This is a genomic window from Phocaeicola paurosaccharolyticus JCM 15092, from assembly GCF_000613805.1.
GTDB classification, from domain to species: Bacteria; Bacteroidota; Bacteroidia; order Bacteroidales; family Bacteroidaceae; genus Phocaeicola; species Phocaeicola paurosaccharolyticus.
Map to the genome: position 1 here is coordinate 46,606 of NZ_BAJR01000009.1, position 12,640 is coordinate 59,245.

General features: G+C 37.0%; 8 protein-coding genes and 1 pseudogene. 4 read left to right on the top strand and 5 right to left on the bottom strand.

Annotated elements, in window-relative coordinates; genetic code table 11:
* Nucleotides 1–48: 48 nt before the first annotated feature.
* From JCM15092_RS05875 to JCM15092_RS05895, 5 genes are all read right to left on the bottom strand, one after another.
* Nucleotides 49–3,027, bottom strand: coding sequence for a hypothetical protein (locus JCM15092_RS05875; protein ID WP_148296605.1), 2,979 nt, complete (start codon nt 3,025–3,027; stop codon nt 49–51).
* A 4-nt stretch (nt 3,028–3,031) separates the two neighbouring features.
* A complete protein-coding gene (locus JCM15092_RS16535; protein WP_024993844.1) occupies nt 3,032–3,805 on the bottom strand; it encodes an HNH endonuclease in 774 nt (257 codons plus the stop codon).
* 177 nt (nt 3,806–3,982) lie between these two features.
* Nucleotides 3,983–8,554 carry an Eco57I restriction-modification methylase domain-containing protein gene (locus JCM15092_RS05885; protein WP_084488475.1) on the bottom strand — a complete coding sequence of 1,524 codons (4,572 nt, stop codon included), beginning with the start codon at nt 8,552–8,554 and terminating at the stop codon, nt 3,983–3,985.
* A gap of 14 nt (nt 8,555–8,568) precedes the next feature.
* Complete coding sequence (locus JCM15092_RS05890) at nt 8,569–9,759, bottom strand: hypothetical protein (RefSeq protein ID WP_024993846.1); 1,191 nt, start codon at nt 9,757–9,759, stop codon at nt 8,569–8,571.
* An 84-nt stretch (nt 9,760–9,843) separates the two neighbouring features.
* Nucleotides 9,844–10,053, bottom strand: coding sequence for a helix-turn-helix transcriptional regulator (locus JCM15092_RS05895; RefSeq protein ID WP_024993847.1), 210 nt, complete (start codon nt 10,051–10,053; stop codon nt 9,844–9,846).
* A 154-nt stretch (nt 10,054–10,207) separates the two neighbouring features.
* On the opposite strand from JCM15092_RS05895, the pseudogene JCM15092_RS05900 reads away from it, so the two are divergent.
* From JCM15092_RS05900 to smpB, 4 genes and pseudogenes are all read left to right on the top strand, one after another.
* Nucleotides 10,208–10,636, top strand: a pseudogene (locus tag JCM15092_RS05900) (ATP-binding protein); the annotation flags it as partial.
* Between the two features lie 137 nt (nt 10,637–10,773).
* Nucleotides 10,774–11,514, top strand: a complete 741-nt coding sequence (locus JCM15092_RS05905) for a hypothetical protein (protein WP_024993849.1) — start codon at nt 10,774–10,776, stop codon at nt 11,512–11,514.
* Between the two features lie 97 nt (nt 11,515–11,611).
* The gene (locus JCM15092_RS05910; RefSeq protein ID WP_024993850.1) at nt 11,612–12,181 is read left to right on the top strand and encodes a Yip1 family protein; all 570 of its coding nucleotides are present in this window, start codon (nt 11,612–11,614) and stop codon (nt 12,179–12,181) included.
* Nucleotides 12,181–12,633 carry an SsrA-binding protein gene (gene smpB, locus JCM15092_RS05915; protein WP_024993851.1) on the top strand — a complete coding sequence of 151 codons (453 nt, stop codon included), beginning with the start codon at nt 12,181–12,183 and terminating at the stop codon, nt 12,631–12,633. The genes JCM15092_RS05910 and smpB overlap by 1 nt, the downstream gene beginning before the upstream one ends.
* Nucleotides 12,634–12,640 lie beyond the last annotated feature (7 nt).

Here is a 12,640-nt window from a genome sequence, read left to right on the forward strand (position 1 = left end):
GTTATTTTTATATAACTCTGCAAATCTAACTTCTGCTTCATATTTCGATCATTCGTTATCTGTTTCACTTGTTATAGCTTTGCACATTTCGCTATATTTATACCTGCATTCATCATACGGAATTAGGAAATCTTTAAGGCTATTGAACCTTGTAAGTGCATCAGGGTTGTCCTTTATTAAATTCAATGCTGCTTTGGCTACATTGTCAAGTTCGTTTGGATAGGAATTAAACGTCCAGTATATTGAAAGGAACTCTTTCAGACATGCCGCTTCTCTTTCATCCGTACATTTAGGTGTCGTTCTGAAAAATCTGATTATTGCATCTTTCAGCAATGCCCTTTGTTCCCCCACCTTTGTAAATTGCTCAATCTGATCATTCCATAGGTCTCTAGGTAATAGCATCCAGTCGAAATGAAATTGGATGGCAAACCGATATAGATTTTTCACATCTTTATCAGTCAGTTCGTAATTCCGCTTCACAATCAGAGGCAGAATTATATCTTTTATCTGATTTCTTGATGATATGGTTTTGAGCATAGGCTCGAACAAAAAGAAATAAGTTTTATGTTCTGAAATGGTCTCAAAGCATTTCAAAACATAAATTTCATCTTTGCTGTTGGCATCATCATCGTCCCACCAATCATCGTCATCATCTGTCTTGAAGGTTGGACAGGCATAATGTCTTGGAAAATTATTGTCCTTCAGACTTTGATACACGATACCAGCTTCTTTCAGTTCATTGGAGCAGTCAACTGCTTTTGGATCATCCTTATAGTTCCATGCATAAAGATTTGTCACCTTACTGTCCATGGCCTTGGTGATATATATTTTCAAGTAGTCCAGTGGAATCTCAGGTGTGAGTCTTGATATGGATTCCTCTTGTGTATATGAAGATATGTTCAGTCCTATACGATCAATGGTCATGAAATTATAGTAAACTGTGTTTTTGCAGTTAATCTGATACTCACGAACTCCGTTTTCAGAGAAGTCTCGCAATGAGAACTGCTCACAGTTGATAAGAGGTATATGTATGGCATCATTCTTTCCTGCAAATTCTACAATCTGACTATCTTCGCTGTTGTCTTTCTTTTGTGACAACTCCCGAAGTATAATCGGACGATAAACATCTATTAGTATCTTTGAATCTTCATTCCCTATTGTCAACTGTTTGGTAGATGATTCCTTGTTTCCCTTCTGTTTCACGAAAGAGTCTTGAATATCCTCTACACCCTCTAGCGAGGTACGGATGCGCATATACTCGAAGTCACGCCATATTGGAGCTTCTTCTGTATCTGCCGGTGCGAATGGAACATAGTAAACTCTTGGTTTAAAAACAATACCTTTCACAGTTACTCTCAGTCGGATAGCTCCTTGCGATGGTTCTTCCGTTTTCCAATCCACATACTTGTTCTCTTTCATCCATTCCAGATCATAGTCATTCACAGGCGAACCTTCTTTTGATTGACCCGAATCGAAATGGAGAACTTTCAAACCATTACGGCCGAAAAGAACCGGGATATTCTCACACGTGTATTCTTCTTCGTCCATATCGGCATCTATATATTGATAGAGTACAAAAACGTTGTCTCGATACTTTATGGTCTTGAGATATTTACGAGTTACCACCTGATAAAGTCCATTGCGATTAAAGAACGGAGGCAAAATCTCCTTGCCGTTATAATCGGCAATCACTACCTTATCGTTAATGGGACACCAGCAATACTCTTCGCTGATTTGTTCGCCATTGCGATAATGAGCATATACTACTGGTATATCCTTATAGTCATCAGCCAAATGGTAATCAGACGAAAAAATAACCACTGTAGCGGTCTGAGAGTTCCGGCGGCTTGTAAACTTGTTGCAGCTCTTTGGAATGGAGTAAACTTGCATGTAGTCGGGCACTTCAAGCGTTTGAACTATCTTTGCTTTATCACCATACTTCATCACCATTTCTACTTTATCGAAACGGTTCGCAGGCACATTAGTGAAGGTGTTTTCATCCATTTTATTTACTGAAAGGAATCCCGTTCTCTCGCAGCCTGTATTATCATATTTAAAGATAGGGTCATCCCATTTACCCTCTTCCCTTATATAATGATTACCCTCTTTGAATCGAAGGAATAGCTCTATACGGCCCACCTCTTCAGGATGTTCCACGCCCCATTCAGGCTGACGCAGACGGTCATAGCCGATATATTGTTTTCTGCCACCGCCAATAATCTCCGGTTTCAGTCTCACACGAAGCATTCTTACCATTTGGTTACTTTTGGCGGTATATGCTATAATCCATTCAAAATCGAACTTATCTCTTTTGGCTTGTCTGTCTGCATTTTCAATACGTTTGATGAGTTCGGGAATCATAGTGCTTTCATCCCTTATATCCGAAGGTGCAAATGGAGGCTCTTTAGCTTTGTCAAGAATACAATCAAGATAGTCATACAGACTATGTTGACGTAATATGGATTCTTGAAAAGCTACGGCACGATTACGGTCTTTAATGTCGTCAAGTTCCAATTCCTCGCCATGAAATATCTTGCATAATTGAGGCAGTAGTGCATCGGTCTGATCTCTTTTCAATTCAGCATTTACAGCCAAACCGCCCAACACTTGTAGCGATTCCAGCCACCTATATGATGTTTTGTCAGGGTTCTTTGAGGCATTATATACAAATGTATTTTTGTCTATTCCAGCCAAGTCATATATTCTCTCTAATTCTTTGGAAGTCAGGCTCAACACCTTATTCTCGTCCATCGTGTCAGAACCGTTATAAAACCGTTTATACCATTCGGCAAGATAGATTACTATAATAACGGCAAAATCTTCTGACAGCAAATGATGGTAGTCATTGTTGTGAGAAGACATGCTATTCTGTATGGCAGATTCCAGTGTGCAGAAGTCACCTAATGAGAGTCTGAGTTTCCATACGTAGGGCCTGCCATTGCAGATATTTTTCCTTAGACTATTTACTTTAGTTTGTAAACATCCAAGTAGTATGTTGTCGGCATCTGTATAAGGTGATAAATTCATAGGCTTACTTCTTTATTGTTTTATAATTTACACCTCTATATTTTTCTTTCAGTTTTTCAAAATCTACACATGTGCCTTTACCTGGCGCAAGATGATGAATCATCCTGTGGCAATTGGCACAGAGTGGAACTAAATCTTGAATAGCATCCACTTCGTGTTCTCCTTCTGTTTGGGAGAATGGGTAGCGATGATGCACTTCTATATATTCATCCGGAATATCAAATGCACGAGAAAAATCAAAACCACAACACTCACATACGATGCAACCATTATGTTGAAACTTGAAGTAATCAATGCAGGCTTCACGTAATTTTTTGTTTCTGATGCGTATTTCTTTTGGTTGTGCTTCTCCGGCTTCACCTTCCAGATAGATGGTCTTAATGACAATTTTAGGATATGGTATCTTTGATTCTGTGACTTTGTAATTTGCTAAATCTTCTTCTCCAGGGACCAAGAAAGGAGTGGTTGCTGATGATATTTTTTTGATGAACAGACGATACCATTTCAATGCTTCAGTGTAACGAGGCTCCATGTGCATCTCCACATTTCTTAGTATGGGATGTAGCTTTATCTTTTTCTGATAAGATACAATAGTTGCTTCGTCATTAAGCTCATATATATTATTAAGCTCTGCGCCAAAATATTCTTGTAACATGCCAGGTATTTCGTTCTCCAACTCTTGCAAGATGGCTGTGGCTCCACTTTCTTCCTTTTTAGAAAGTAGATACTCATGCAAGGCTGTGTGAAGCTGCTCTTTTGTGTATGGCTGTTCGTTCATGCTTTGATTTATTCCTTTTTTTATTTTCTTCTTTATTTATAATTTAGAGAAGGCTGATAATAAAGAGCTTTCATTAACTTATATTACATAAACTATTGCAAGCTCCAAGGCTGATAAATGTATAGACTTTGCAAAGTTTAACTGGTATTGATGTAAAATCTTTCTTAGACATATTGATTAATCTTCTATTTCTTCTATATTCTCATTCCAATTAGAGATGTGACTATTGATATATTCAATCTCATCAGCCTTTAATTCAAATAACTTATTGAGTTTATTATCATCCCAAGTTTCTTTAAAGTTTAAAGCTGGAACAAATTGATAAACATCATTTGCTGCTGACTGTGTTATTTTAATTGCAGAAACCAATGCACGATAAAACTTTGTTTTATAGTAAGATGTGTAATTTTTAGCTTCTAGTTCTGAATCAAAACCTGCATATATGAACGTCTGAGTACAAACAGAAGGAGATTTAGCCAACCATGGTTTACCTAAAATCATAGAATCTTGGCCAGTACCAGCTGCTCCAGGCATTAAAACCTTTATTCGATCAATATCTTGAATGTTTTTGCGTATGTCAGAACGACGAACATATTCAATTTCTCTTTTCTTATTTTTAATATATAGAGGAAGATTAAATTCTGAGGTTTGAAATGGGCTAACATTATATGGATTCTTTTTACTAGAATGTGGATTTGATGGAATACCAAAAGGTGTATCATTCGAAATTAATGCAGACATATTTCCTAGTTCTAGTTTATTGGCCTTATCCCAAATATGCTTAACTATAGGTGCCATTCTGGGACTTCTAATCATTATATTAAAACTGCCAAGAGAAAGGTCATGTTCTTCCTTATCATTCTCATTTATTAATGCATAATGACAAATTCCTTTATAATTGACATCTACAAGAAAATAACATATACCTCCTTTTATCTCTACAGTTGGAAATAAATTTTTACTATTTACAAAAGCTGTAAGATGTCTAACATGTTCTTGCGAAAGCATATATTTTCGGAAATCGCCTAATAAATTATCTCGTCCAGCAGCAAACCATCTTGATGGTATAATAAAAGAAACGTAACTATTAGTAATTTCCTTAGCTGCATTAAAGAAATGTTGATATATTGGTGCGTCATTATTACCACCAGAGGCACCCATTAATTGATAAGGTGGATTCCCTACAATTGCTTTAAATTTCATATTATTAATATCTTCATTATTTGATTTTGGAATAGCATTATACACACGCCAGAAGTTAAAGCCGTGTACAACATCTTCATTAAAAAAATTTGGTTTGGCACGAAGTACATTAATCATATCACATGTCAAACTCTCTTTTTCCTCATAGAAATAGGTTTTATTGTTCTTGGTTACTAGTTCATCATTAGTCTTTATTATATTAGCACTCACAAGGTCATTGACAGACACCTCACGTTCGTAACATTTCACATTCATGCGAATGTCATTACGGAATCCCGCCAATGTGCGTTTAGTGATGCTGACAGCCATTTTAGTACGACACACCACAAATATATTGTCCTGCAAAACATCTTTCCAAATCTCAAGGTCATTTCCGGCTTGTCTGTTGTATTGTGTAGCATCAGAATTTCTCCCTCGCTCCCCCGTCAACTTAAATTCACGATAAGCTGGTTCTTTTGCTTCCTTGAATAAGGAATATGCCATGTAGAGAGGGTAAAGGCCTGTTTTAGAGTTTATTTCTAGTATTCGTGAATTGTAATCGGTGAATACATCCTTAGTAACATTGCCACGGTCAACGAATCGTGGGAACTTAATATTTTCTTGATACTCATTCTCTATGGTGTTGATGGCATCGAACTGCTCGTTGTAGAAACACCAACCGCCCAATGTATCGCTCAATTGCATATTGACCACTCTCCAAGGAGTTAGAACGGTTTCTTTATCAGGATTATGAAAGTAGGAGAAAATGGTAGCAATCTTGTCTATACGGTCTTCTGTACTAAGATTGTCAGCCTCTTTCACCATAGCACGAATACGCTTAGCTGCACCTGTAAAGATTGAACGGTCGAAACAATCCTTTAGGATATTGAAAGTCTCTTTGGTAAAACCTTTAGGCATAAATTCATCCCATGAAGCCTGGTCTACGATTTCTTCACTTGCAAAGTTGTCTATTGTAATCTCTTCGCCTGCATCGTCATTGATTTCTGCACCATAAACCAATAGAGGAATACGGATAGACACGCCACGAAGCACAGACATACGTGCTCTCTTCTCTTTATTCTCCTCGTCACGTTGCTTTTTGGCATCGTTATCATCTCTTTTTGCATCAGTATATTCTTTCCATAGTACGGGATTAGAGAAATCTGTCCATTCATTATCTATTAACTTGCTGCTTGACACATAAAGGTATCTAAACAATGCAGTAGGTAAAGACATCACGTCACTCCATTCGTCATCATGTGTGGTAGGGCAACCATTTTCATCCATTTCTTCCGCCTTTGTTGGACGATCGGGAACAACATTATTGGCTGTAAGATAATAGATGTATTTCATTTGGTCGGCACCATCTGTGTTGCCAATACCATTGTTATTGATGTTAATCTTCTCGGGTTTAAAATTGTTTGGCAAGCTTCCTAAAAGGTCGTGCACATCGCCAAGAGCTTTTTCTTGTTCAGGAGTAAGATTCATCAACTGTTCAGGATTATACAAACTATTATCGGCATATCCACTGCGCACAGCTCGCTCAATATATACATTGCTGAGTTTCTCGAATATCTGATTAGCCGTGAAGTTTCTGCCCATCTCGCCCTCGTCCATAGACAGAACAGGACAAAGTTTGATGAAAGCTTCCAAATGTTCCTCTTCTTTTGCCTGCGATAGTTTCAGTTGCCCTTTGCCGCGTTCTGTTTGAGCATATACAGCCATCTTTGAAGTTTCTGCCACGGCTGTAAGTGCACGGTCGGGAGCAAAGTCGAACACATAACAGTCGGACTTTTGACGCCCATTAAGAATGGCATGGGTTTGAACACGGAAGATGGTCTGCATATAGTTGGCGGCCGGAGTATTCTCCGAGCCTTTCATACAGAGCACAGCTGTCCATTCGGGTACAGAAACGCCGGTGGTAAGTTTGCCGCATGAAAGTGTTATTGTTCGCGCCTTTGCAGATATATTCTTTTCTTTATTGCCGCGTATATTATCAAGAACTTCAGACAATGCACTACCGTCTTTATCTTCAATATTACCGTCACCGGCAGCATTGATAATCTTAAACTGTCCCTTTTCTACTCCAAAGACCGGATGTAACAAAAGTAACTGCTCAAGTGCGGCAGCTTCCTTCACGCCTGGAAGGATCCAAAAGGTATGGCGGAATTTATCACGAAATTCTTTTGTAGAGAATGGATATTGACTTGTGTCAGATTTATGGATAAGTTTATCGAGAAATAGCTTGACAGCTCCTTCAAGAACAAATTTACCTACATGCACCTCTGCAAGTTGAGCTTGTAGTTGCACTTTTTTAAGCGCATTAGTTTCTTTATCTATTTGTAGTTGACGTTTTGCTATATCGTCTTCAGTCCAAACACGAAAGAACTCGTGAAATCTGAAAAACTCATTATTCTTGATAGCTGCATCACGAAGCATCTTAGGAAAAGTAAAAGTGAGAATTTGCATACGGGGAAGGTCGGCGTATGGGTTAGGGTCGCCAAAATGTTTGTCGTCCCATTCCTGTTTAGCCTTTTGTTCCATCACATAGTCCCAAGTGTAGATTTCGCTTTCCTCATATTTATCGAGAAGATTGAACGGAGTTCCTGATAGAGAAAGGATACGAGTATTATCCTTTCGTAGCTTATCCATAACACGAACTCCAGCTGTTGCCTCAATCCCTTCATGTGCTTCATCAACCATTACGAAGTCCCAATCATACATCATAATGGTTTTTTTCAATGGGTCGAAGTTTTTCTCCTTACCGTCAACAAACTGAGAAAGTCGAAGATACTGCATACTGACGAAGAATACCAAACGTTTGTTTCCATTATCAACCGATCTGGTTATGTGATAGAAATCGCCTCCTTCGGCTTCATCGTCACTCATGCGGGTGGCGTATGTATATCTTGAATCGTTGCCGAATATTTTATTAAAGTCATCGTGCCAGCCTTCATCCACTACCGGACGGTGGGTAATGATAAGCGTTGATTTATAATCCATACGCTTAGCAACCTCCAGTCCACTAAGTGTCTTTCCGAAACGCATCTTGGCATTCCAAAGGAAGTCCTTGCCTTTATCTTTATCTTTAAATTGTTTGCTGAAATAAGAAACGGTATCATCGATTGCTTGTTCTTGTTCAGGACGAAACTTTATATCTCCATGTCCTGCTCCACGTCCGTTCTTAATCTTTTTGATGGCCTCTTTCACTTCATCAATGAAGCATGCAAACCAGATGTCAACTTCATTTCCTTTTATTTTGCCTAACATTTTAGATGGTACTTCCATCTTTCGTAAAGTGCGGTGAACATCGTCGGCTTTGTAGCATTTGGTGTTCTGCTCGTATGTGGTACATTCCACATATTCCAAACGATAATTGCCTACGCCATGCATATAAGAACGGCTATCAAGAATCTCTCGAATGGCATTATTATAAAGCTGCTTGTCGTTACTGTCAGCGATTTCGTTGTCAACGAATACTTCTCCGACCTTTAAAAGTCCTTTATGCTTTCTGTCGTCAATACTCATGACATACAGAAGCCTTGATTGGGTAATTTTGTATTTCATAGGACTATATATTTTTAAGATTCTTCTAATTCTTCATTTTCAGTTTCTACTTGCTTACCGTTAAGTAAAGTGGAAAAACGAATTTTTTGCCAAGGGCTTGATTTGGGATCTTCACCGTTTTGAGGTTTCCAACCATTCTTTTCAGCTTGAACCTTTGTCAAATTCCAATCACGAATAAGACAGTGAACGCCGATGTGACCTATACTTTCTCCTTTTTTACAAGCTTGACATTCCTGCTTTTCGACATCCCCAAAAAGGCCAACAGAATAGACTTTATCACAAGAATCAGGAACGACCATTTTGATTCCATCCATCTGCCAAAGATTCCACGAAATAATGCGTGCTATGCCGATGATAGACTTCTTTTCAGGAATCTCTTTTACGATGATTTTGCCATCAGCATCTCTCTCGTTGAATTTCTCAATGTAATGTTCAATGAAAGTATAAAGAAGAGCTTCACGTGCCAACAACAAATTGTCACCTTGCCACTCATAGCCATAAGTATGTTCATAGGCTTTACGAGCCATCTTCAACCATTCTCCTGGTGTTTCCGTATTCTCACTTACTACACGCAATTTACGGTCTAGCAAGCCCACACGACGACCTATAGGTATATATATGCCGGTGGTAGTATCGTAACGGCTCACTAAATAGGGTGCCTCACCGCACGTTATCTCCATACGGTTTTCCGAAACATATTTTTTCCATGTTTTTTGCTTATCTTCTTCAGGAAAAACAATCTTTCCATCAGTAGGAGTCCAAGAATGAAAACCATTGGCATCTATAAATTCCGCATTGAATACATTTTCACGTCCAAACCAAGCATTATCAATTAGGTTGTTTTGTGCGTTACACACCCAAGAAGGAGTGAAAACTTCAGCCTTATCTTTTACGCGTGCATCTTGCAATTGCTTGTCTTTCAAAACTCGTGGCATGACAACACGTCCATTCAACCCCACTATTCGTTCAGGCATAATCTGATCATCATATTGATAGCCGTCATTTCGTTCAGAATAGTCATTGGTCGCCCAAAAGATATTCGCGAACTTAGTCATGTCATTAGATTCTTTTCGAACTTTTGCAGACATGGTATGGTCTATCAATAGATGATTGAGGATTTCAGGGTCATACTCCCAGATATCCGTTTCAGAGACATCAACATCACTGATATCCTCAAATAGTCTATATGTTTTCTTTGTCGCCATATAATTTTTATTAGTTGCAAAGTAACAAACTAACGATGCAGCCTTTCTGCATTCTTTTTATTTAAATGAACAATATGGTATTAATCACTTGTCAACAGGTTGTTTTACCAACAATTCTTGAACTTCTACACCCAAAACTTTTGCTATCTGGATGAGTGTTTCAAGATTAGGTTGGGTGGTATTTGTACACCATTTTGAGACCGTCGAATAGTCTTTACCCAGCTGTTCTGCCAGCCATTTATTGGTCTTATCTTTCTCGACCAATACTACCTTGATGCGATTTATTTTTTCCATAAACCTTCATTTTTATATTTTCAACTACAAAATTAGTGATTTAAATTCAATTAAATTTGTGCTTAGAGAAATAAATAGCAAATCAGTCCATTTATTTATAAAAATACTCCATTTCTATATTCTACAGCATAAAATTATGTGACTATGACTGTCTCTAGAAATGGTTGTCATATCATGTAAGACATTTATGGAAAGAGTAAGCGCCAGCAGTGATATTAATATAAAACTTGAATTGTGTGACGAAGACCCTATTGTGGATATAGATATCTCTCTCTTTGAACAAGTATTGGTAAACATAATAAAAAATGCCAATGAAAGTATAGGACAGAGTGGCGACATTATTATTAAAACAACCAATAATCCTGTTATGCTGGAAATAGCAGATAATGGCTATGGAATAAGTAAAGAAGTTGAAGAAAAGCTGTTTACGCCCTTTTTCTCTACTAAACCTAATGGTCAGGGAATAGGACTTATATTTATTAGGGATGTATTGAAAAAACATAATTGTACATTCTCACTTCATACCTACTCGGATGGATATACTCGCTTCAAAATTTACTTTCACAATATAAATAAAAGTTAAATAAATGCTTTTAGTGCAGTATTCGTAGCTATTTTGCATTCATTCATTGAAAGAATTTGCAATAGATTTGCTTTTTATATCTTTACACGTGTTTTTTTATTTAAATTTGTCAAACCTAAAATTTATAAATTAATAAAATGAGAAATATCAAATTTGCAGTCATATTTGCTGCTTTAATATCTGTTCTATCATTTAGTTCATGTCTGAACGATAGTAACAATGATGGTTACGATGCTTTTGCAGAAGTCACTTTAAAGTCAGATGGATTAGGAGCTTACTATTTTATAACTGATGGCGGAGTAACCTTTATTCCTGAGAACATATCTGTTTTATCAAGTATACTATTAAAAGATGGAACTTATTTGAAACGTTTTGTTGGTGGGTTTAAACTAAGTACAGGAGAAGTGTATTCTCCAGATAAGAAGAGTTTTAAGATATCATCTGTAGCTGTTAGTTCTTCCCTTATTTATCAACCAATGACAACAAGACCTGATACAATAAGTGGTAATTATGGTATTGCAGATGTTAATTCTAAACTTTGGGCTGCTTATGGATATTTAAATGTACCATTTACATATTATTACTCGGCTACAAGTAAAATTAATGCTTATCAATTTAATGTATTCGCAACAGATGCTAAGTTGGATACTCTTTTTTTAACTATGCAGCAATCGCGTAATATTGAGAATGGTGAATATTATGTTACAACTCCTCAAGTGATAAGCTATTCTATGCCTTTTGACAAGCCTGATTTCTATACTTTATACAATAAATTACAGCCAAAAAATGATACAATTGTCATTAAATTATCGGCTAAAGTTTATGGAAAAGATGCACCGGTAATAAGAACAACAAAGTATAAGGCTTCACAGAGATAATATCTTTTTGATAATATATAATTAATCCTCATGCTATAACGGCATGAGGATTTTTTTATACCTTTGCATAACTTAATAATTAATATTTTTTTGCGCTTTGAATTACAAGAATTTGTTCAATATTGTTGTTGCTCTTTTATCATCACCACAAAAGGCTTGGAGCAAGATAAAAGAGGAGGATAGTCATAATAATGCGATGTCAGATTTTGTATATCCTATGATTGGCCTTTGTGCCCTATCTTTTTTCATAGGAGTGTTAATACAAAATAATGCTGAGGTAGATATTGTACGCGATGCCATGATTGGTTGCTGTGCTGTAGCAATTTCTCTTTTCGGAGGTTTTTTTCTTGCATCATATCTTGTTGATATGTTAGGTCAGAAATTCCTTAAAAGAGGTCCGCAATTTGAGCTATCTTCTAAGTTTGTTGGGTATTCTATGTCTGTTATTTTTGTTCTACATATTATATCCGGCATTATAAAAGTTAAATTACTCTTCTGGCTTCTACAGATATATGTACTGTTTGTGGCTTTTGAAGGTGCTCGTTCACTAATGAATGTTGAACGTGAAAAATTAACTCATTATACGCTGATGGCATCAGCAATAATTATTTTTAGTCCCGAACTGATAGGATGGATATTCAATAAGTTATCCGAAGTATTAAACTAATGAAACCTTCTGCAATAAACATAAAAAACAAACGTGCCTCTTTTGACTATGAATTTATAGATACATTTACTGCAGGCATTGTTCTAACAGGTACAGAAATAAAATCCATACGCCTTGGAAAGGCTAGTCTTGTGGATACATATTGCTATTTTGCAAACCATGAGCTATGGGTTAAGAATATGCATATCACAGAGTACTTCTATGGTTCATACAATAATCATGTAGCTAGACGTGAACGTAAATTACTTCTTGAAAAAAAAGAACTAAGGAAACTTGAGGAGGCCGGTAAAAATCCGGGCTTCACTATAGTTCCGGTAAGGCTGTTTATAAATGATAAGGGCTTGGCTAAGATAGTTATTGCTCTTGCCAAAGGTAAGAAAGAGTATGACAAACGTCAGTCTATCAGAGAAAAAGATGATAGACGTGAAATGGACAGAATGTTTAAGAGGTAAAACTCAT

What these genes read in the sequence shown, in the direction of transcription:
- JCM15092_RS05905 (WP_024993849.1), top strand. Translation starts at nt 10,774, where the DNA reads ATGAGAAATATCAAATTTGCAGTCATATTTGCTGCTTTAATATCTGTT.
- smpB (WP_024993851.1), top strand. Translation starts at nt 12,181, where the DNA reads ATGAAACCTTCTGCAATAAACATAAAAAACAAACGTGCCTCTTTTGAC.
- JCM15092_RS16535 (WP_024993844.1), bottom strand. Translation starts at nt 3,805, where the DNA reads ATGAACGAACAGCCATACACAAAAGAGCAGCTTCACACAGCCTTGCAT.
- JCM15092_RS05885 (WP_084488475.1), bottom strand. Translation starts at nt 8,554, where the DNA reads ATGAAATACAAAATTACCCAATCAAGGCTTCTGTATGTCATGAGTATT.
- JCM15092_RS05890 (WP_024993846.1), bottom strand. Translation starts at nt 9,759, where the DNA reads ATGGCGACAAAGAAAACATATAGACTATTTGAGGATATCAGTGATGTT.
- JCM15092_RS05875 (WP_148296605.1), bottom strand. Translation starts at nt 3,027, where the DNA reads ATGAATTTATCACCTTATACAGATGCCGACAACATACTACTTGGATGT.
- JCM15092_RS05895 (WP_024993847.1), bottom strand. Translation starts at nt 10,053, where the DNA reads ATGGAAAAAATAAATCGCATCAAGGTAGTATTGGTCGAGAAAGATAAG.